We start from the raw sequence: 20,677 nt of genomic DNA, 5'->3' as shown, positions 1-20,677 counted from the left end.
CGGACGCGGAGGCAGAGGGTGAATCCTAAACTCGGTGAGCGCTGGTAATGCTGCTACGCAGATAAAAGCGCATGTCAAAAGGCCCTTATTGCAAAGGATGAAGGCGATGTTGGAACACAACAGAGAACAGGCTGCGCTAGAGAAGATTCACGCTGACATTTCACGCATCTATGCCGAGCAACGCAAACTCAATGCCGAAGCTCACAAGATAACCCGTGAGAACTTCTGGTATCCCATGGGTATCGTTCTGGGCATGTTCACGGCAACCGGAACCATAATGGCTATCGCGCAGAAGCTACTCTCATGAACAATCGCGCCTAGCGGGCCTGCCAGCCATAAAAAAACGCCGCTGTCCCAAGGAAGGGAAAGCGGCGTTTTTGTCTGCGCGGTGCGCCTTACAACGGCTTGCCCCGGTTGCCATGCTGGCTCACAAACGCCTGCACAGCCTTCAAGTCATTGGCCAATACGGTGCAACGCTCTTCACGCTCAAACAAATCAGTCAGGTGCACCGGCAATTCCAGCGCCTTGCCAACACCCGCCCTCTCTACCGCTTCCGGGAATTTGACCGGGTGGGCGGTGCCCAGGATCACCATCGGGATGTCCAGGCTGCGACGGCATTCGCGGGCGGCCTTCACACCGATAGCGGTGTGCGGGTCCAGCAGCTCACCGGTCTGGGCGTAGACTTCTGCGATGGTTTCGCAGGTCTGAGCATCGTCCACAGCCAGGGAGTCGAACAGCTTGCGGGTTTCGGTCCAGCGCTCTTCGTCAACGCTGAAACCGCCACCGCTTTTGAAGGTGTCCATCAAGCCGGCAATGGCTGCGCCATTGCGACCGTGCATGTCGAACAGCAGGCGCTCGAAGTTCGACGAGACCATGATGTCCATGGACGGCGACAGCGTGGCGTGCAGGGTTTCCTTGACGTACTGGTTGCCGCTCATGAAGCGGTGCAGGATGTCGTTGCGGTTGGTGGCGACGATCAACTGGTTGATCGGCAGGCCCATGTTGCGCGCCAGGTAACCGGCGAAGATGTCGCCGAAGTTGCCGGTCGGCACCGAGAACGATACCGAACGAGCCGGGCCGCCCAACTGCAGGGACGCGTGGAAGTAGTAGACGATCTGGGCCATGATCCGCGCCCAGTTGATCGAGTTCACCGCTACGAGGCGCGTGCCCTTCAGGAAGCTCTGGTCAGCAAAGCTGTTCTTGACCATTTCCTGGCAGTCATCGAAGTTGCCTTCGATGGCGATGTTGTGGATGTTCTCACCAAAGATGGTGGTCATCTGGCGACGCTGCACTTCCGACACGCGCTGGTGCGGGTGCAGGATGAAGATGTCGACGTTTTCGCAGTGCTTGCACCCTTCGATGGCGGCCGAACCGGTATCACCGGAGGTGGCGCCGATGATCACCACGCGCTCGCCACGCTTCTGCAGCACGTAGTCGAGCAGGCGACCCAGCAGTTGCAGGGCGAAATCCTTGAACGCCAGGGTTGGGCCGTGGAACAGTTCCAGTACCCATTCGTTACCGTTCAGTTGGCGCAGCGGTGCGATGGCGTTGTGGGAAAACACGCCATAGGTCTCTTCCAGGATCTTCTTGAAATCCGCATCCGGAATGCTGCCGGTGACGAACGGGCGCATCACGCGGAACGCCAGCTCGTGGTACGGCAGGCCGGCCCAGGAAGCGATTTCTTCCTGGGTGAAGCGTGGCAGGTTTTCCGGCACGTACAGGCCGCCGTCAGTGGCAAGGCCTGCCAGCAAAACGTCTTCGAAATTCAGGGCCGGTGCCTGGCCGCGGGTGCTGATATAACGCATGACTGGCTCCTCTAGAGCATTCTTGAACAAGGGCCGCCGAACCTGCGGGGCCCTTGCAGCAAAACCATTAGTTCAGGTGTTCGACGCGGATCCGCACCACCGGGCCGACCACGCCTTGCAGGGCTTCCAGGGCGGCGATGGCATCATTGATATGCTGTTCGAGCACGCGGTGAGTCAGCAGGATCATCGGCACCTGGCCGTTTTGCTCCTCGACTTCCTTCTGCATGATCGATTCGATGTTGATACCACGCTCCGACAGGATGCTCGCAACCTGGGCCAACACGCCTGGATGGTCCTGGGCCTGGATGCGCAGGTAGTAGGCGCTTTCGCAGGCTTCGATCGGCAGGATCGGGTGCGCCGACAGCGAGTCTGGCTGGAAGGCCAGGTGCGGCACGCGGTTTTCCGGGTCGCTGGTCATGGCGCGGACCACGTCCACCAGGTCGGCGATCACCGACGAAGCGGTCGGCTCCATACCGGCGCCGGCGCCGTAGAACAGGGTCGAACCCGCCGCGTCACCATTGACCATCACCGCGTTCATCACGCCATTGACGTTGGCGATCAGGCGGTCGGCCGGGATCAGCGTCGGGTGCACACGCAACTCGATACCGGCCGGTGTGCTACGCGCCACGCCCAGGTGCTTGATGCGATAGCCCAAGGCTTCGGCGTAGTTCACGTCGGCAGTGGTCAGCTTGGTGATGCCTTCGGTGTAGGCCTTGTCGAACTGCAGCGGGATACCAAAGGCGATGGAGGCCAGGATGGTCAGCTTGTGCGCCGCATCGATGCCTTCCACGTCGAAGGTCGGGTCGGCTTCGGCGTAACCCAGGGCCTGGGCTTCGGCCAGCACGTCTTCGAAGGTACGGCCCTTCTCGCGCATTTCGGTAAGGATAAAGTTGCCGGTGCCGTTGATGATACCGGCCACCCAATTGATGCGGTTGGCGGACAGGCCTTCACGGATCGCCTTGATCACCGGGATACCACCGGCCACGGCGGCTTCGAACGCGACGATCACGCCCTTCTCGCGCGCCTTGGCGAAGATCTCGTTGCCGTGCACGGCGATCAGCGCCTTGTTGGCGGTGACCACGTGCTTGCCGTTCTCGATGGCCTTGAGCACCAGCTCACGGGCCACGGTGTAGCCGCCGACCAGCTCGATGACGATATCGATTTCAGGGTTGGTGGCAACGGCGAAGACATCGTTGGTAATCGCAATACCGGTCGTTTCGAACTGAGGCTTTGGCGAACGCGTGGCAATTTGCGCCACTTCAATCCCGCGACCTGCACGGCGGGAAATTTCCTCAGCGTTACGCTGAAGTACGTTAAAGGTGCCGCCACCGACGGTCCCTAACCCACAGATGCCTACTTTGACCGGTTTCACTGAAGAACTCCCCATGAAACGGCCGACGCTAGGTCGGCCGTGGAAAACAGCCGCACGACTGCGGCTTGCAATTAACGACCCGCCGACATGTCAGCGAGCCTTGATCGTCGACGTTTCGACGATACTGATTTATTTGGCACTGAGCGCCAGTTTGGCAACTTGTGGTGCCGGCTGGTAGCCCGGAATCACTTGGCCGTCAGCCAAAACGATGGCCGGTGTGCCGTTCACGCCGATGGACTGACCCAGGGCGAACTGCTTGGAAACCGGGTTGGCACATTTGGCCGCCTTGATTTCCTTGCCATCGACCATCTTGTCCATGGCCGCTTTCTTGTCGGCCGAGCACCACACCGCTTGCAGCTGCTCATCACCCGGCGAACCCAGGCCCTGGCGCGGGAACGCCACGTAGCGGACTTCCACGCCCAGCTTGTTCAGCGCCGGCACTTCGGCGTGCAGCTTGTGGCAGTACGGGCAGGTGGTGTCGGTGAACACGGTGATGTGGGTCTTGGTCTCGCCAATGGCCGGGTAAACCACGGTTTCGGCTACCGGAATGCCATTGATCAGCTTGGACACGCCCAGGCGTTCGGCTTTCTCGGTCAGGTTGACCGGCTTGCCGTCCTTCAGCTGGAACAGGTAGCCCTGGACGATGTACTGGCCGTCGGCACTGGCGTACAGCACGCGGCTGCCCTTGAGCTTGACTTCATACAGGCCGGCCATCGGGCTGGCGCTGATGCTTTCGATCGGGGTATCGAGTTGCAGGTTGGCCAAGCTCTTGCGGATGGTCTGCTCGGCAGCGTCATCGGCAAACGCAAAGGTGGAAACCAACGCAATGGCTGCGGCGGCAATAATCTGGGTCAAGCGCATGGGAACTCCTGAAGGCAGATGCAGGGACGGGAGCAAGAATACTGAACTGAAAACACAGGTTTGTGCCGTCGCCTTTGCTAACCGGCAAAGCCTACCACAGTTGGGCCGCAGGGCAGCCCGTGGCGGGATAAATTGGCGGTTTTCAGCCGCGTGGGTGGTGCTTGGCGTGCATATCCTGCAAACGTGCACGGGCAACATGGGTGTAGATCTGGGTTGTGGATAAGTCGCTGTGGCCGAGCAGCATCTGCACCACGCGCAAATCCGCCCCGTGGTTGAGCAAATGCGTGGCAAAGGCATGGCGCAAGGTGTGCGGCGACAGGGTCTTGCCGATCCCGGCGACCTTGGCCTGGTGCTTGATGCGATGCCAAAACGTTTGCCGGGTCATCTGCTCGCCGCGCAGGCTGGGAAACAGTACGTCGCTGGGCCGTCCGCCGAGCAGCTCGCTGCGGGCATCACGCATGTAACGCTCGACCCACACAATCGCCTCCTCGCCCATGGGCACCAGCCTTTCCTTGCTGCCCTTGCCCATCACCCGCAGCACGCCCTGGCGCAGGTTGACTTGCTCCAGGGTCAGGCTGATCAACTCGGTCACCCGCAGGCCACAGGCGTATAGAACCTCCAGCATGGCGCGGTCGCGTTGGCCGATGGCTTCGCTGAGGTCAGGGGCGGCCAGCAAGGCCTCCACGTCAGTTTCTGACAGAGACTTAGGAAGAGGCCTACCTAATTGCGGCATGTCGACTTGTAGAGTCGGATCCGCCGCTATCAACTTTTCACGCAACAGATAGCGATAAAAGCCACGCACTCCGGAGAGAAATCTCGCCGTGGAACGTGGCTTGTAGTTTTGCTCAAGGCGCCAGGCCAGGTGGTCGAGAATCAGCTCGCGCCCAGCATTGATCAGCTCGAGGTTTTTCTCCTGGAGCCAACCGTTGAACAGGGCCAAGTCACTGCGGTAGGCCTGGCGCGTATTGTCCGACAGGCCTTTTTCCAGCCAGAGGGCGTCGAGAAAACGGTCGATAAGCAAGTGGTCAATGGCAGGCATGGGCACTCAAGCGACGCGGCACAGGGCTTTGCGGCAATTAATTAGTGAACTGTGATTAGGGTCACTAGTCTTTCATAGCCCGCTACTTCAAGGAACAGGAAGCTTTAATGAACGAACAGCAGATTTTGCTGGCCTTTGGCGGCATTGGCGTGGCCGCACTCGGCTGCCAATGGCTGGCCTGGCGCCTGAAACTGCCGGCCATTCTGTTCCTGTTACTGAGCGGGATTCTGGCAGGACCGATACTGGGCTGGCTCGACCCACAGGAAATGTTCGGCCCGCTGCTGATGCCGCTGGTGTCGCTGGCGGTGGCGCTGATTCTGTTTGAAGGTAGCCTGACCCTGCACCTGTCGGAATGGAAGGAAATCGGCAGCGTGGTGCATCGCCTGGTCACGCTTGGCGCGCTGTCGACCTGGGCGGTGATCACCTTGGCGACCCACTGGCTGCTGGGTTTCGACTGGATGCTCGCACTGCTGTTCGGCACGCTGACCTTGGTCACAGGCCCGACCGTCATCGTTCCCATGTTGCGCGTGGTGCGCCCCAAGGCCTCCATCGCCAACATCCTGCGCTGGGAAGGCATTGTCATTGACCCTATCGGCGCCCTGCTGGCGGTCGTGGTGTACAGCTTCATCATCAGCCGTGCTTCCGGCGATGGCTTGAGCCATAGCCTGCTGACCTTCGGCGGGGTGATCGTCTGCGGTAGCCTGTTCGGGATAGCTGGCGGCTGGGTATTGGGGCAGATCATGCGGCGGCAGTGGTTGCCGGAATACCTGCATAACCTGGCGACGCTGGCCGGGGTGCTGGGGGTATTTATCGCCTCCAACGAAGTCATGCATGAATCCGGCTTGCTGGCGGTGACCCTGATGGGCATGTGGATGGCCAACATGAAGGGCGTGGATGTGCGGCACATCCTGCATTTCAAGGAGAACCTCAGCGTGTTGCTGATTTCCGGCCTGTTTATCCTGCTGGCGGCACGCCTGGACTTGAACGCCCTGATTGCGCTGGGACCGTTCGTACTGATCCTGTTGCTGATCATTCAATTCATCGCCCGCCCTTTAAATGTCGCGCTGTCGACCGTCGGCTCGAAACTGAATTGGCGGGAGCGCGCGCTGCTGGCATGGATCGCCCCGCGCGGGATTGTGGCGGCCGCGGTGTCGGCGATATTCGCCATTCGTCTGGATGAAGCCGGGCACGCCGGTGCGCTGCTGTTGGTGCCACTGACCTTTGCGGTGATCATCGGCACCGTGGTGCTGCAAAGTGCGACCGCACGTCCCTTGGCCCGCCTGCTGAAAGTCGCCGAGCCCGCCCCCAGTGGCTTTCTGATCGTCGGCGCGAACGGCCCGGCCCGCATCCTCGGCAAGGCCTTGCAGCAACTTGGCAGCCGCGTGCTGCTGACGGACTCAAGCTGGGAAAATATCCGCGCCAGTCGGATGGAAGGGCTTCCCACCTATTTCGGCAACCCGGCCTCCCAGCATGCCGAATCGCACCTGGACCTGGTTGGGCTTGGGCATTTGCTGGCGCTCTCCCCGTCCGGCGAACTGAATACCCTGGCCGCGATGCGTTTTCGTCACGACTTCGGCCACCGTCTGTTCACCCTGAGCAGCAGCCAGGAGAGCCGCCGCACCGATAAACACCGGGCCAGCCATGAACACCGTGGCCAGTTGCTGGGCAGTCAACCCTTGACCTACACCAAGCTCGCTAGCCTGTTGGGCCAGGGCGCCGAGCTGTATAGCACGCATCTCACAGAGGGCTTCGGCTGGGAGCAATACCAAACACTTCATGGGGAACGCGCCACGCTGCTGTTTGCACGAGATATCAGCGGGTGGGTGCATGTGGTCACCCCGGACAGCAGTTTGAAGCCTGTAGCCGGTTGGACCTTGCTAGCCGTGATCCAACCCGAGAACAACACAACTGGCTGATCAGTCGGCAAACCCAGGCAATACCGGTACAGGGCGTTTGTCGGCGTCAATCGCGACAAAGCTGAACACGCCCTGGATCGCCTTCTCGCGGCCATCGGCGCTCATGCTCTCGACGAACACTTCCACTTCAACCTTGAGGCTGGTGTTGCCGACCTTGATCACGCGGCCGATCAGCTCAACGATGGAGCCGGCCGGGATCGCGTGGTTGAAGTCGATGCGGTCGGTGGAGACTGTCACCAGCGGCAGGCGGCAGAAACGGGTGGCCGTGATGAACGACACTTCATCCATCCAGGCCAAGGCGGTACCGCCAAACAAGGTGTTGTGGTGGTTGGTGGTCGGCGGGAACACGGCCTTGGTCACGTGGGTCACGGACAGGTCGGTGCGGCGCTGGATTTCTTCGAGGCGGGTGGTCATGGACAAATACCGGCAAATGGACAAATTTCAGGCACAAAAAAGCAGCCCGTAGGCTGCTTTTTTCTGCATCGGGAAGCTGGACTTAAGCCAGTTTTTCCTTGATGCGAGCTGCTTTACCGGACAGGTCACGCAGGTAGTACAGCTTGGCTTTACGTACGTCACCGCGACGTTTAACGGCCATGCTGTCGATTTGCGGGCTGTAGGTCTGGAAAGTACGCTCTACGCCAACACCGTTGGAGATTTTACGAACAGTGAAAGCACTGTTCACACCACGGTTACGCTTGGCGATTACCACGCCTTCGAACGCTTGCAGACGCGAACGGTCGCCTTCCTTCACTTTCACCTGAACGACAATGGTGTCGCCCGGGGCAAAGGTAGGGATCTCTTTGGTCATCTGCTCTGCTTCGAGTGCAAGGATGATTTTGTTAGTCATGCTGTGCTCCTAAGGTAAGTCAATGGACCTACCATCGATACGTTGTTAACTATCGTCCCGCGCGAGGATGTATTCCTCGAGCAGCTTCTTCTCTTCTCCAGAAAGCGAGCGGCTTTCCAGAAGATCGGCGCGTCGTTCATAGGTCCGACCAAGGGACTGCTGTAAACGCCAACGCCGGATGTGTGCGTGATTGCCACTTAGCAATACGTCGGGAACACGCTGATCCGCATACACCTCCGGTCGGGTGTAGTGCGGGCAATCCAGCAAACCATCCGTGAAGGAATCTTCCTCCGCGGAGTCCGCATGCCCTAAAGCTCCAGGCAGCAGTCGTGTAACCGCATCTATCAGGACCATCGCCGGCAGCTCGCCGCCAGACAGGACATAGTCCCCAATCGACCACTCTTCATCGACATGAGCTTCAATAAATCGCTCGTCAATGCCTTCATAGCGACCGGCAATCAGGATCAGTGCTTCCTCATTCGCCAGTTCGCGGACCCCAGCCTGTTTCAGCTGACGGCCTTGAGGGGACAGGTAAATTACCTTCGCCTTCTCCCCGGCGGCGGCCTTGGCCTGAACCAACGCGTCTTCCAGGGGCTTGATCTTCATCACCATGCCCGGACCACCGCCAAATGGGCGATCGTCCACAGTGTGATGTCGATCCGTCGTGTAGTCTCGCGGGTTCCAACAGGTGAGCTGCAACAGCCCCTGTTTCACCGCCCGACTGGTGATGCCGTACTCGCTGATGGCGGAAAACATCTCGGGAAACAAACTGATCACTTCAATGCGCAAATTAGCCACGCTTAGAAGTCCGCGTCCCATTCCACCTTCATCTCGCCCGCGACCAGGTCGACGGCCAACACGCATTGCGCCGTATAGGGCAACAGGCGTTCGCGATCATCCAGGCTGCCAGCGCAAGGCTTGACCACCATTACATCATTGGCGCCGGTTTCCAGAAGATGATCGATTTTCCCGAACAATTGCCCGAGTTGATCAATAACCTTCAGACCTTCCAGCTGGTACCAGTAGTACTCGCCGTCGGTCAATTCAGGGAACAGGTCTCGCGGCACGCAGATCTCATAACCGGCCAGAAGACGAGCTTCTTCACGGTCATCAAGACCCTTGAGCTTTGCGACCAGGAACTTATCGCTCCCGCGTCCACTGACCAGCTCAACCTGCTTCACACTCCCCTCGCGCTTGAGCGTCCAGGTCTTGTACTGCAACAGGTTTTCAGTCGGATCAGTAAAGGAATACACCTTCACTTCGCCGCGAACGCCATGAACAGAGTAAATCTTGCCGATAACGATCAAATCATCAGCAACAGCTGGCGTCGCGTTCATATTGCTCAGGCTGCGGCCTTAGCCGAGTCCTTCAACAGTTTTGCAACGCGCTCGGATGGCTGTGCACCCACGCTCAGCCAGTAGGCTACGCGCTCTTGGTTCACGGACAGACGAACTTCTTGACCACGAGCAACAGGGTTGAAGAAACCAACCTGTTCTTTGTGCGAACCGTCGCGCGGGTTGCGGCTGTCGGTTACGGTCAAGTGGTAAAACGGGCGCTTTTTGGAGCCGCCAAGGGCAAGACGGATTGTTAGCATGTGAACATCGTTCCTGTAGTCGGTGCTGCAAATCTAAATGCACAGCGGGCATAGGTGCCCGAAAGGCCGCATATTCTAAGGAATATCCGGACTTTTGCAAATGTCTTTTTCTGGCGCCTATCAGCGTGCCACTCAGATCTGCTATAGAGCCGTCGGTTAAAACGGCGAGTCAGCGCCCGCCAACGGCGGGTTTGCTGGAGATCCCACGTCCCTGTGGGTCGGAGCAAAAGCGGGCTTTTGCTCGAATTCTTTACATTTTGGGCATGCCGCCGCCGGGCAACATACCGCCCATGCCGCGCATCATCTTGGCCATTCCGCCCTTGGCGGAGAATTTCTTCATCATCTTCTGCATCTGCTTGTGCTGCTTGATCAAGCGACCGATGTCCTGCACTTGGGTGCCGGAACCCATGGCGATCCGGCGTTTGCGCGAACCGCTGATCAGCTCAGGGTCGCGGCGCTCGGCCGGGGTCATGGAATTGATGATGGCTTCCATCTGCTTGAACTGCTTCTCTGCCGCGCCCTGGGCATTGCCCATCTGCGCCAGGTTCACACCGCCGATGTTCGGCAGCTTGTCCATCAGGCCGCCGAGGCCGCCCATGTTCTTCATCTGTTGCAGCTGGTCGCGGAAGTCTTCGAGATCGAAGCCCTTGCCCTTCTTCAGCTTCTTGGCCAGTTTATCGGCCTTGTCCTTGTCGAGGGTGGCTTCGGCCTGTTCGATCAGGCTGAGCACATCGCCCATGCCGAGGATGCGCGAGGCGATACGCTCCGGGTGGAACGGTTCGAGCGCTTCGCTCTTCTCGCCCATACCAATGAACTTGATCGGCTTGCCGGTGATGGCACGTACCGACAGCGCGGCACCGCCACGGGCGTCACCGTCGACCTTGGTCAGGATCACACCGGTCAGCGGCAGTGCGTCACCGAAGGCCTTGGCGGTGTTGGCCGCATCCTGGCCGGTCATGGCGTCGACCACGAACAGCGTCTCGACCGGGTTGATCGCGGCATGCAGCGCCTTGATCTCGCCCATCATCTCTTCGTCGATGTGCAGGCGACCGGCGGTATCGACGATGACCACGTCGATGAACTTCAGCTTGGCTTCTTTAATAGCTGCGTTGGCGATGTCGACCGGCTTCTGGCTCAGGTCGGACGGGAAGAAGGTCACGCCCACTTCGCCTGCGAGCATTTCCAGCTGCTTGATGGCCGCCGGACGGTAGACGTCAGCCGACACCACCATCACGGACTTCTTCTTGCGCTCTTTAAGGAAGCGCGCCAGCTTGCCGGCGGTGGTGGTCTTACCTGCACCCTGCAGACCGGCCATCAGCACCACGGCCGGTGGCACGGCGCTGAGGTTCAAATCTTCGTTGGCCGCGCCCATCAGGCTTTCGAGTTCAGCCTGGACGATCTTCACAAACGCCTGGCCCGGCGTCAGGCTGCGGGACACTTCGGTGCCCACCGCGCGCTCTTTGACCGAGTTGACGAAGTCCTTCACCACCGGCAAGGCGACGTCGGCTTCCAGCAACGCCATGCGCACTTCGCGCAGGGTGTCTTTAATATTGTCCTCGGTCAGCTTGGCCTTGCCGGTTACGTGGCGCAGCGTCTGCGAGAGACGGTCAGTCAAGTTTTCAAACATGCGCGATCCTTTCTGGCCCTATTCAGACCGAGGTAATGGCGGCCCAGGCTGTGGTAAATCGCTATTAAAAACAGCGCTCGGCGAGCCTGCGGCGTGGGCAGGTCGCGGATTATAGCGAAGACTGCCGCCATGCACACCCGCTGTCTGGCCTGAGAGTCTTTCGTGTTACGCGGGGGTATGCCAAACTCAGCGCCTTTCGGGCTTGCCTAACAGGATTTATGCTCCCTTTGTCACCCAGTTTGCTACCCAGCCTCGCCGCCGCCCTTTTGTATGCCGCTGCGACTCTCTACCAGGGCACTCGTCTGGCCCAAGGCGCCAAGGCGGACAAACGCCTGCTCGTCGGCTTTGGTGTGCTCGCCCTGCTGGCCCATGCTGCCAGCCTGTTTACCCATTTGATGACCCCCGTCGGCCTGGGCCTGGATTTTTTCAGCGCCGCCAGCCTGATCGCGGCCGCCGTCATCGCATTAACCCTGCTGGCCTGCTACCGGATTCCGGTCGAGAACCTGCTGGTGCTGCTATTCCCCCTGGGCATGCTGACGGTGCTGATGGCGCAATTCGCCCCGACCGGCACGGTGCAGGTGATTGATGAAGAACCGGGCATCCTCGCGCATATCCTGCTGTCGATCCTGGCCTACGGCATGTTCACCATCGCGGTGTTCCAGGCCCTGCTCCTGCTGTTGCAGGACCACCAGCTCAAGCACAAGCACCCCTCGGGGCTGATCAAGAACTTCCCGCCGCTGCAAACCATGGAAAGCCTGCTGTTCGGCTTCCTGTGGGCCGGTTGGACGCTGCTGTCGCTGTCGCTGATCTCCGGCTGGCTGTTCGTCGAAAACCTGTTCGCCCAGCACCTGGTGCACAAGACCCTGCTGGCGTGCCTGGCCTGGGTGGTGTTCAGCGTGTTGCTGTGGGGCCGCAACCGCCTCGGCTGGCGCGGGCACAAGGCGATCCGCTGGACCCTGGCCGGTTTCTGCCTGCTGATGCTGGCCTATTTCGGCAGCAAGCTGGTCCGCGAATACATCCTGCATATCTGACGGGCAGCGATCATGGACAACTTGCCCCTGGAGCCGATGCTCGCGGTAATCGCCCTGCTGATCCTATGGGCCGCATTGTTCACCGCCATCGAAGCCGCGCAACAACACCTGCTGGCCCTGCGCCCCGGCACACGCCAGGGCGACAAGGCCGCCGCCCGCCTGAGCTTCCCGCGTAACAGCCTGATCTTGTGCAACAGCCTGTGTCGCGCCGCCGTGGTGATCCTCTGCACGCTGCTGGCTATCTATGCCTGGGCGCAGAATGGGCCGTGGCTTGGCTGGATGATTTCCTGCGCGATCCTGTTGATACTGGCCGACTACCTGCCCCGCGCCCTCGCCGTCCGCCATCCTCAGGCCGTGCTGGGCTTTGGTAATACGCTGCTGGGCGTGCCGCTGAAAATCCTCTACCCGCTGGCCTGGCTGCTCAATGGCATCAGCCTGTTGCTGCTGCGCCCGTTCGCACGCAAGTCCGGCATCGTGAAAAAGAGCGACGAACCGCTGCCCGACCATGACGACGAGCCGCAAGCCGAATCCGACGAAAGCCGCACCCCTGGCATGCCCGGCATCCACGCCCTGGACAACATCACCGTCAACGACATCCTGGTACCGCGCAGCGAAGTGGACGGCATCAACCTGGATGACTCGATCGAAGCAATCATCGAGCAATTGCGCACCTCCCAGCGCACGCGCCTGCCGGTGTTCCACAGTGACATCAACCAGGTCCAGGCGGTGCTCAATACCCGGCAGATCCAACACCTGCTGCCCGACGCCAGCCTGACCAAAGAGGCCTTGCTCGCCGCCTGCCACGAACCCTACTTCGTCCCGGAAAGCACGCCCCTGCAACTGCAACTGCTGAACTTCCACAAGCAGCAGCGGCGCCTGGGCATGGTGGTGGATGAATACGGCGAAGTGCTGGGTATCGTGACCCTGGAAGATATCCTCGAAGAAATCGTCGGCGAATTCGAAAGCGAGCAGAGTGCCGACAACCCGCATATCGAGCCCCAGCCGGACGGCCGCTACATCATCGATGGCGCCGCCTCGATCCGCGAACTGAACAAAAGCCTGAACTGGCACCTGCCCAGCGACGGCCCCAAGACCCTCAATGGCCTGGTCACCGAAGCACTGGAGACCATTCCCGATTGCGCGGTGTGCCTGAAAATCGGGCGCTATCGCCTGGAAATCCTCGAGACCGAGGACAACCGCGTGAGCAAGGTGCTGATCTGGCACACCAGCCGGATGCCGGTCGCCGTATAAGCTGCTGGCGAAACACATTCTCCCTGTGGGAGCGGGCTTGCTCGCGAATGCGGTAGACCAGCTGAAGATGAGCTGACTGACCCACTGCTTTCGCGAGCAAGCCCGCTCCCACATTTTGATTTGCGGCGTGTCAGCCCCCTTGTTGTATGTTCAAACCCCTTCCTATAATCGGGGCGGCTTACCAGAGCCGCGCCCGACCGCGTGCTACCCGCACCCAGCGTGTCCAGGCACCGCTTTATCGTGTCTGACCGGTGTTCGCTCCCATCCCGAGCCTTCCCGCGCACAACCCTGATCCATGGGTGTTCGACCAATAATAATCCGCGTCCAAACGCGCAATGACCATCAGGGACACCACCATGAGCACCACGTATAACGAGGCCGCGCCCGCCGCCGCCCCGACCAACTCGACTGCACGGGTCGCCACGGCGAGCATCGTCGGCACCGCCATCGAGTTCTACGACTTCTATATCTACGCCACGGCCGCTGCGCTGGTGATCGGCCCGGTGTTCTTCCCGCAGACCTCCGGCACCGCACAAATGCTGGCGTCGTTCCTGACCTTCGGTATCGCCTTTATCGCCCGCCCGCTGGGCTCGGCGCTATTCGGCCACTTTGGCGACCGCATCGGGCGTAAGTCCACACTGGTGGCGTCCTTGCTGCTGATGGGCGTGTGTACCACGCTGATTGGCTTACTGCCCGGCTATGACAGCATCGGGGCCTGGGCGCCGATCCTGTTGTGTGTGCTGCGTTTCGGCCAGGGCCTGGGCTTGGGCGGTGAATGGGGCGGCGCGGCGCTGCTGGCGACCGAGAATGCACCCAAGGGCAAACGTGCCTGGTTCGGCATGTTCCCGCAGCTGGGCCCTTCGATCGGCTTCCTGGCCGCCAACGGCTTGTTCCTGATCCTGGCCATGAGCCTGAACGACGAACAATTCCGCAGCTGGGGCTGGCGCATCCCGTTCATCCTCAGCGCTGCGCTGGTGATGGTTGGCCTGTATGCACGACTGAAGCTGCATGAGACGCCAGTGTTCGCCAACGCCGTCGCCAAGGAAGCGCCGGTCAAGGTGCCGCTGGTGGAACTGTTCAGCCAACATTGGCTGCCGGTATTGCTGGGCGCTGCGTCGATGGTGGTGTGTTATGCGCTGTTCTATATCACCACCGCGTTTTCCCTGAGTTATGGCGTTTCAACCCTGGGCTACAGCCGCGAGACCTTCCTCGGTCTGCTGTGCTTTGCGGTGCTGTTCATGGGACTGGCGACGCCATTGGCGGCGCTGGCCAGTGATCGTTACGGGCGCAAGCCGGTGCTGATTGTCGGCGCGATCCTGGCAATCCTGTCGGGCTTCACCATGGAGCCGTTGCTGACTCACGGTTCGACCTGGGCCGTGGCCTTGTTCCTGGCGCTGGAGCTGTTCCTGATGGGTGTGACCTTCGCGCCGATGGGCGCCATGCTGCCGGAACTGTTCCCGACCCGCGTGCGTTATACCGGTGCTTCGGCGGCGTATAACCTGGGCGGGATTGTCGGCGCGTCGGCCGCCCCCTTTTTCGCGACCAAGCTGGTGGCGATGGGTGGGCTGAGTTATGTCGGTGGGTATGTGTCGGCGGCAGCGTTGCTCAGCTTGATTGCTGTGCTGTGCCTGAAAGAGACGCGGGATAATGACTTGAACAAGGTCGTCTGATAGACCGCTTTCGCGAGCAAGCCCGCTCCCACATTTGACCGAGTTGCCAGGTCTGGCACCGAACAATGTGGGAGCGGCGGTGCGACGATTCGACTTGCTCGCGAACGGCGCGACGCGGTTTAGAGCTCTACAACAACAGCCTTCGAAGCACGGGTCGCTTTAGCCCGAGCCGCTTCAATCGACTCATCCCGCGCCAACGCCACACCCATCCGACGCTGGCCATTCACTTCCGGTTTGCCAAACAGACGCAACGCAGTGTCCGGCTCGCTCAGCGCAGCGCCGAGGTTGGCGAACGCGGTCTGGGTCGACTGCCCTTCCACCAAGATCACCGCCGAAGCCGAAGGCCCGAATTGACGGATCAACGGAATCGGCAGGCCCAGGATGGCGCGCGCGTGCAGCGCAAACTGCGACAGGTCCTGAGAAATCAGGGTTACCAAACCAGTGTCATGCGGACGCGGCGATACTTCGCTGAACCACACCTGATCACCCTTGATGAACAACTCCACACCAAACAGACCACGACCGCCCAGGGCCTCGGTCACCGCTTTGGCGACGCGCTCGGATTCGGCCAGGGCAATCGGGCTCATGGCCTGCGGCTGCCAGGATTCCTGGTAGTCGCCCTTCTCCTGACGGTGGCCAACCGGTGCACAGAACGTAGTGCCGCCGATGTGGCGCACGGTCAACAGGGTGATTTCGTAGTCGAAATCGATAAAGCCTTCGATGATCACGCGACCTTTACCGGCGCGGCCGCCTTCTTGGGCGTAGTCCCAGGCTTTCTGCACGTCATCAGCGCTGCGCAGCAGGCTCTGGCCCTTGCCCGACGAACTCATCACCGGCTTGACCACGCACGGGAAGCCCAGGTCTTGCACGGCCTTGCTGTAGTCTTCGAAGGTATCGGCGAAGTGGTACGGCGAGGTCGGCAGGTCCAGCTCTTCAGCGGCCAGACGGCGGATGCCTTCGCGGTTCATGGTCAGCGAGGTGGCACGCGCGGTCGGGATCACGGTGAAGCCTTCGGCTTCCAGCTCGACCAGGGTCGCGGTGGCGATGGCTTCGATTTCCGGCACGATGAAGTGCGGTTTCTCGGCCTCGATCACCGCACGCAACGCAGCGCCGTCGAGCATGTTAATCACATGGCTACGGTGCGCCACCTGCATGGCCGGCGCATTGGCGTAGCGATCCACGGCAATCACTTCAACGCCCAGGCGTTGCAGTTCGATTACCACTTCCTTGCCCAGCTCACCGCAGCCACACAGCAAAGCGCGGGTCGCGGTTGGCGACAATGGAGTTCCGATTCGGGTCATCTCAGGTCCTCAGGGGAGCGGATCATTTGGAGAAAGGCCGGCATTTTACATGAACTGCAGCAATTGGCCTCAGTTGGCGACGGCGCGCTTGCGGATGCGCCAGGCCATGATCAGCCACACCACCGTGACCCCGGCGAATTTCGACACCAGCGCGGTGCCCGCTACCGCTGGAGTGAGCGCGCCGATCAAGCCGAAGAAGATGAAGGTATCGAGAGGAATACTCAGCGCCGAACTTATCCACAGGCGGTCGTGGAGCGGGCGCTTGGTGATGCTGAACACCAGCCAGTCGATGCACTCGGACACCGCAAACGCCGTAGCGCTGGCCAGGGCAATGGCCGGGTCGGACGTGACGTACGACAGCACCAGTGCAGCCAGCATGGCGATGATTGCACCGTGGCCAAAGCGGGTTTGCACCATGTCGCGCAGGATAAAGACCAGGCCGCCCCAGGCGGACCAGATGACGTCCAGGTGCGGGGCGGTGGAGAAGGCGAAGTTGATCAGCACGACGCTGCTGATGTAGGCGATCAGGAAGAGCATGGGGTTTGGAGCCTGAGAAGAATGCGCACAGGGTAAAGCACGACAACCCTTGTGGCGAGGGAGCTTGCTCCCGTTGGGCTGCGCAGCGGCCCTAAAAAGGGCAGCGCGGACTTATCTGGATATTGGGAGGCCTGATGGGGGGCCGCTGCGCAGCCCAGCGGGAGCAAGCTCCCTCGCCACAAAAAAGCAGCCCATCAACTAATCAGACGCTGCTTTTTCCGGGCATCATCCACACCAACCCACCCGCCACCGCCCGCTCATGGCACAACCCCAACACCGCCCTACGCTCGGCATTGTCCATGCGGCTCCAACGCGTAATCTCATCCACAGTCCGCTGGCAGCCGGTGCAAATATCGTCATCGTCCAGCGCACAAATGCTCACGCACGGCGAGGCGACGGGGCGTTCAGTCGGGTTCATTCTTCCTGCTCGACCAGGTCACGCGCATAACGCTGCGCGTTGTGCACATAGTGCGCGGCGCTGGCTTCAAGCATACGTTTCTGCGCATCGGTCAATTCACGCACCACCTTGCCCGGCGAGCCCATCACCAGCGAACCATCGGGAATTTCCTTGCCTTCGCCGATCAGCGAATTGGCGCCGATGATGCAATGCTTGCCGATCTTGGCGCCGTTAAGGATCACCGCGTTGATGCCGATCAGGCTGTAATCATCCACCGTGCAACCGTGCAGCATAGCGTTATGACCGATGGTCACGCCGGTGCCCAGGGTCAGCGGGTAGCCCATGTCGGTGTGCATGACGCTACCGTCCTGCACGTTGCTGTTCTTGCCGATCAGGATCAGTTCGTTGTCGCCACGCAACACCGCGTTGAACCAGACGTTGGCGCCCTCCTCCAGCTTGACCTTGCCCACCAGCGTTGCATTCGGTGCCACCCAGCTGTGTGGATGCGTCTCGACGCGGGCGTCGCCCAGGCGGTATTTCATGGTGTTTCCTCACGGCGTTGCCACTCAAGCGATGGCTTAGATATTGATGAAACTCTTGGGTGGCTGGTGCAGGCTGATCTGGGCGTCGTCATAGAGCAGATTGATCAACTCGACGATCATGATCGCCGTCAGCCCCCAGATCTTGTATTCGCCGAATCGATAGCTCGGCACATACCAACTTCGGCCCTGGTAATCGATCCTGTGGGTATGTTCGCGCGGGTCCTGTCGGAAGAAGTCCAAAGGCACGCTGAAGACGGCGGCAATTTCGGCATCGTTGGCCAGGTATTCGACGTAATCCGGGATGACGCCGACATACGGCGTAACCCGAATGCCATGCAGGGAAATCAATGGGCTCAGCGGGCCGATGACTTCCACCAGGCCAGGTGGCAGGCCGATCTCTTCTTCAGCCTCGCGCAGCGCGGTGAAGATCAGGTCCGGGTCTTCGGGGTCGCGGCGTCCACCGGGAAAGGCCACTTCCCCACCATGGGTCGACAGGCCACTGGCGCGCTGGGTCAGGATCAGCTCAGGTTCGTCACTACGGGTAATCGGCACCAGCACCGCGGCCTCGGGGAAACGCCCGTCGGTTTCAAGCGTATGGGGGGTGTGATTGCTTACCCGGCGAAGTAGCTCGTCCAGCATGAGTCATCTCGGTCTGTTGGCTACCTTGCATCATGCACCAAAGCTCGCGGGTGCCCAACCCCAAAACCCGCGCCGTGTCGCTAAACGACAACTTGTTGCAGCGCCCTGCCCGTCACGCCAAGATAGACGCACTTTCCAGGAACCCCAGCATGAATTTCTGCAGCCAGTGCGGTAAACCGGTTACCCAGCGCATCCCCGAAGGCGACGGCCGCCTGCGCTTTGTGTGTGATCACTGCTCGACCATCCACTACCAGAACCCCAATATCGTCGCCGGCACCGTGCCAGTATGGGGCGATAAAGTGCTGCTGTGCCGCCGCGCCATCGAGCCGCGCCTGGGCTACTGGACCCTGCCCGCAGGCTTCATGGAAAACGGCGAGACCGTGGAACAGGCCGCGATGCGCGAAACCCTGGAAGAAGCCTGCGCCCGCGTGCACAACTTGAATATCTATACGTTGATCGACGTGCCGCACATCAACCAGGTGCATATTTTCTACCGCGCCGACCTGCTCGACCTGGACTTCGCCGCCGGCCCCGAAAGCCTGGAAGTGCAGCTGTTCGACGAAGCCGACATCCCTTGGTCAGAGCTGGCGTTCCGCACGGTCGGGCGTACTTTGGAATACTTTTTCGCTGATCGCAGGCAACAGTCGTTCCCGGTGCGCAGCGAGGCCGTGCCACCCATGGGCAAGCCCACGCCATGACACAAGGGATACCGTCTTTGATGCGTTGGGTGCTTGCCCTGCTCTGCCTGTCGTTCACCACGCTGTCGCCAGCCTCCACGGTGCAAACCCTGGGCGGCAAGCCTGTGGAAAAAGTCCTGGTGCTCAAGTCTGCCCATCAGTTGCAGTTGATCAACGACGGCAAACCGTTCAAGACCTACCGCATTTCCCTGGGCAAGAACCCCAAGGGCCACAAGCTGATCGAGGGCGATCGCCGCACGCCAGAGGGCCTGTACTGGATCGACTGGCGCAAGACCAGCGACCGCTTCAACCTGGCCATGCACATCTCCTACCCGAACATCAGCGACGCCGCCCGCGCTCGCCGCGAAGGCGTGAAGCCCGGCAGCATGATCATGATCCACGGCACCCCCGACACCGAGGATTACCCGGAACAGTGGTTCCACACCCTGGACTGGACCGACGGCTGCATCGGCATGCGCAACGTGGACATACGCGAAGTGTGGAACTTGGTCAAAGACGGCACCCTCATCGAGATTCGTCCGTAATCCCGTACCGTTCGTAAAATAATTCGAAAAAAAATCCTGCCCTGCCCCGCGCCCGCCAGTGAATACCAGTTCACCCCCGCGGGCTGCGCCGTTCTGCGCGCAATAAAGACCTCTCTAATACCACTTGATACCAGGCCCCATTGCGGAGCCCTAAAACCAATGCTTGCACCGTTTTGGCTGCATTGACATGGTATTTAAGTGGTATTAATTTCCGGCCCATACCGGGCGACAACACTCCAATAACCGCATCGGAAACCTGAACGATGAATCCCATCCTGGCCCTGCGCCCCGACGACAAACAATCCACGCCGCTGTACCTGCAATTGGCGCGCAAACTGGAAGCGGCGATCCACGCCGGCCAGTGGACGTCCGAGCAGGCACTGCCGTCAGAACGCGTACTCAGCGAGCAATTGAGCATTTCGCGCGTCACCGCACGCAAAGCGTTGGAAGTGTTGTTTGCCCAAGGGCTGATCCGCCGCAACCAAGGTTCCGGCACCTATATTTCGCCACGCCTGGAACAGCCGCTGTCGCGCTTGTCGGGGTTCAGCGAGATGCTGCGGCTCAAGGGTTTTGTGCCCAGCTCCCAATGGCTGGAGCGTGAGCTGACCCAGCCGACCCACGAAGAGATGATCCGCCTGGGCCTGTCGCCCGCCGACAAAGTGGCGCGCCTCAAGCGCTTGCGTAAGGCGGATGACACGGTGATGGCGATTGAAATGACCACCATGCCCGCCTCGGTGCTGCCACAGCCACAAGCCATCGGCCACTCGTTATATGAATACCTGGAAGGCATCGGCAAACCGGTGGTGCGCGCCCTGCAGCATATCCAGGCGATCAACGCGTCGGACGAGTTCGCCAAGCTGGTTGGCATCGCCCCCGGCACCGCCATGCTGCTGATGACCCGGGTCGGCTACACCGCCGATAACACGCCGATCGAAATCACCGACACCTATTGCCGCAACGACTACTACGACTTCGTCGCAGAACTGCGTCGCCACGACTATTCCGCTGAACTGCGAATTTAGAGAA

23 protein-coding genes are annotated in these 20,677 nt (G+C 60.5%); 8 read left to right on the top strand and 15 right to left on the bottom strand.

Annotation, left to right across the window (positions count from 1 at the left end; all coding sequences use genetic code 11):
* Nucleotides 1-106: 106 nt before the first annotated feature.
* Entirely contained in the window at nt 107-307 is a 201-nt protein-coding gene (locus tag HX823_RS01115) for a hypothetical protein (protein ID WP_177073937.1), read from the top strand.
* 88 nt (nt 308-395) lie between these two features.
* Here the strand turns inward: HX823_RS01115 and thrC are convergent, their stop codons facing one another.
* The 4 genes from thrC to xerD all read right to left on the bottom strand — a co-directional run bounded on the left by thrC (nt 396) and on the right by xerD (nt 5,077).
* Complete coding sequence (gene thrC, locus HX823_RS01110) at nt 396-1,805, bottom strand: threonine synthase (RefSeq protein ID WP_038848672.1); 1,410 nt, start codon at nt 1,803-1,805, stop codon at nt 396-398.
* A 67-nt stretch (nt 1,806-1,872) separates the two neighbouring features.
* Nucleotides 1,873-3,177, bottom strand: coding sequence for a homoserine dehydrogenase (locus tag HX823_RS01105; protein ID WP_010207988.1), 1,305 nt, complete (start codon nt 3,175-3,177; stop codon nt 1,873-1,875).
* A gap of 129 nt (nt 3,178-3,306) precedes the next feature.
* The gene (locus tag HX823_RS01100) at nt 3,307-4,038 is read right to left on the bottom strand and encodes a thioredoxin fold domain-containing protein (RefSeq protein ID WP_010207987.1); all 732 of its coding nucleotides are present in this window, start codon (nt 4,036-4,038) and stop codon (nt 3,307-3,309) included.
* A 142-nt stretch (nt 4,039-4,180) separates the two neighbouring features.
* Nucleotides 4,181-5,077: a site-specific tyrosine recombinase XerD gene (gene xerD, locus HX823_RS01095; protein ID WP_177073936.1), complete on the bottom strand. Its 897-nt coding sequence runs from the start codon at nt 5,075-5,077 to the stop codon at nt 4,181-4,183.
* 107 nt (nt 5,078-5,184) lie between these two features.
* Between xerD and HX823_RS01090 the strand changes: the two genes are divergently transcribed.
* Nucleotides 5,185-6,993, top strand: a complete 1,809-nt coding sequence (locus HX823_RS01090; protein ID WP_038848668.1) for a sodium:proton antiporter — start codon at nt 5,185-5,187, stop codon at nt 6,991-6,993.
* On the opposite strand, the gene HX823_RS01085 is transcribed toward HX823_RS01090, so the two are convergent.
* The 6 genes from HX823_RS01085 to ffh all read right to left on the bottom strand — a co-directional run bounded on the left by HX823_RS01085 (nt 6,994) and on the right by ffh (nt 11,061).
* Nucleotides 6,994-7,407 carry an acyl-CoA thioesterase gene (locus HX823_RS01085; protein ID WP_016977715.1) on the bottom strand — a complete coding sequence of 138 codons (414 nt, stop codon included), beginning with the start codon at nt 7,405-7,407 and terminating at the stop codon, nt 6,994-6,996.
* A gap of 82 nt (nt 7,408-7,489) precedes the next feature.
* On the bottom strand, nt 7,490-7,840 hold the full coding sequence (gene rplS, locus HX823_RS01080) for a 50S ribosomal protein L19 (RefSeq protein ID WP_003175895.1): 351 nt from the start codon (nt 7,838-7,840) through the stop codon (nt 7,490-7,492).
* 45 nt (nt 7,841-7,885) lie between these two features.
* The gene (trmD, locus tag HX823_RS01075; RefSeq protein ID WP_016977714.1) at nt 7,886-8,659 is read right to left on the bottom strand and encodes a tRNA (guanosine(37)-N1)-methyltransferase TrmD; all 774 of its coding nucleotides are present in this window, start codon (nt 8,657-8,659) and stop codon (nt 7,886-7,888) included.
* Nucleotides 8,641-9,177: a ribosome maturation factor RimM gene (rimM, locus tag HX823_RS01070; RefSeq protein WP_033898585.1), complete on the bottom strand. Its 537-nt coding sequence runs from the start codon at nt 9,175-9,177 to the stop codon at nt 8,641-8,643. The genes trmD and rimM overlap by 19 nt, the downstream gene beginning before the upstream one ends.
* A 5-nt stretch (nt 9,178-9,182) precedes the next feature.
* Nucleotides 9,183-9,434, bottom strand: a complete 252-nt coding sequence (gene rpsP / locus HX823_RS01065) for a 30S ribosomal protein S16 (protein WP_003175899.1) — start codon at nt 9,432-9,434, stop codon at nt 9,183-9,185.
* Between the two features lie 250 nt (nt 9,435-9,684).
* Nucleotides 9,685-11,061, bottom strand: coding sequence for a signal recognition particle protein (gene ffh / locus HX823_RS01060; RefSeq protein ID WP_003193965.1), 1,377 nt, complete (start codon nt 11,059-11,061; stop codon nt 9,685-9,687).
* 218 nt (nt 11,062-11,279) lie between these two features.
* Here ffh and HX823_RS01055 point away from each other — a divergent pair, with 218 nt between their 5' ends.
* The 3 genes from HX823_RS01055 (at nt 11,280) to HX823_RS01045 (ending at nt 15,013) form a co-directional block, all read left to right on the top strand.
* The gene (locus HX823_RS01055) at nt 11,280-12,092 is read left to right on the top strand and encodes an inner membrane protein YpjD (RefSeq protein ID WP_038848662.1); all 813 of its coding nucleotides are present in this window, start codon (nt 11,280-11,282) and stop codon (nt 12,090-12,092) included.
* 12 nt (nt 12,093-12,104) lie between these two features.
* Nucleotides 12,105-13,343 carry a transporter associated domain-containing protein gene (locus HX823_RS01050; protein ID WP_177073934.1) on the top strand — a complete coding sequence of 413 codons (1,239 nt, stop codon included), beginning with the start codon at nt 12,105-12,107 and terminating at the stop codon, nt 13,341-13,343.
* A gap of 356 nt (nt 13,344-13,699) precedes the next feature.
* Nucleotides 13,700-15,013: an MFS transporter gene (locus HX823_RS01045; protein ID WP_033898588.1), complete on the top strand. Its 1,314-nt coding sequence runs from the start codon at nt 13,700-13,702 to the stop codon at nt 15,011-15,013.
* Nucleotides 15,014-15,132: 119 nt separating this feature from the next.
* Here the strand turns inward: HX823_RS01045 and purT are convergent, their stop codons facing one another.
* The 5 genes from purT to HX823_RS01020 form a co-directional block, all read right to left on the bottom strand.
* A complete protein-coding gene (purT, locus tag HX823_RS01040; protein WP_177073933.1) occupies nt 15,133-16,314 on the bottom strand; it encodes a formate-dependent phosphoribosylglycinamide formyltransferase in 1,182 nt (393 codons plus the stop codon).
* A gap of 69 nt (nt 16,315-16,383) precedes the next feature.
* Complete coding sequence (locus tag HX823_RS01035; RefSeq protein ID WP_015885703.1) at nt 16,384-16,851, bottom strand: VUT family protein; 468 nt, start codon at nt 16,849-16,851, stop codon at nt 16,384-16,386.
* Between the two features lie 202 nt (nt 16,852-17,053).
* Nucleotides 17,054-17,269: a DUF1289 domain-containing protein gene (locus HX823_RS01030; protein ID WP_177073932.1), complete on the bottom strand. Its 216-nt coding sequence runs from the start codon at nt 17,267-17,269 to the stop codon at nt 17,054-17,056.
* Entirely contained in the window at nt 17,266-17,790 is a 525-nt protein-coding gene (locus HX823_RS01025; RefSeq protein WP_065939223.1) for a gamma carbonic anhydrase family protein, read from the bottom strand. The genes HX823_RS01030 and HX823_RS01025 overlap by 4 nt, the downstream gene beginning before the upstream one ends.
* Before the next feature lie 36 nt (nt 17,791-17,826).
* Nucleotides 17,827-18,429, bottom strand: coding sequence for a CoA pyrophosphatase (locus tag HX823_RS01020; protein ID WP_177073931.1), 603 nt, complete (start codon nt 18,427-18,429; stop codon nt 17,827-17,829).
* A 149-nt stretch (nt 18,430-18,578) separates the two neighbouring features.
* Here HX823_RS01020 and HX823_RS01015 point away from each other — a divergent pair, with 149 nt between their 5' ends.
* The 3 genes from HX823_RS01015 (at nt 18,579) to HX823_RS01005 (ending at nt 20,673) form a co-directional block, all read left to right on the top strand.
* Nucleotides 18,579-19,127, top strand: a complete 549-nt coding sequence (locus HX823_RS01015; RefSeq protein WP_033898594.1) for an NUDIX hydrolase — start codon at nt 18,579-18,581, stop codon at nt 19,125-19,127.
* Nucleotides 19,128-19,147: 20 nt separating this feature from the next.
* A complete protein-coding gene (locus HX823_RS01010; RefSeq protein WP_177073930.1) occupies nt 19,148-19,651 on the top strand; it encodes a murein L,D-transpeptidase family protein in 504 nt (167 codons plus the stop codon).
* A gap of 263 nt (nt 19,652-19,914) precedes the next feature.
* Nucleotides 19,915-20,673 carry a GntR family transcriptional regulator gene (locus HX823_RS01005; RefSeq protein ID WP_016977704.1) on the top strand — a complete coding sequence of 253 codons (759 nt, stop codon included), beginning with the start codon at nt 19,915-19,917 and terminating at the stop codon, nt 20,671-20,673.
* Nucleotides 20,674-20,677 lie beyond the last annotated feature (4 nt).

The sequence above is a fragment of the Pseudomonas sp. P7759 genome (assembly GCF_013386445.1).
Classification (GTDB): domain Bacteria; phylum Pseudomonadota; class Gammaproteobacteria; order Pseudomonadales; family Pseudomonadaceae; genus Aquipseudomonas; species Aquipseudomonas azotoformans_A.
Note: the sequence above shows the minus strand (reverse complement) of the source record. Positions and strands in the feature narration are given on the sequence as shown.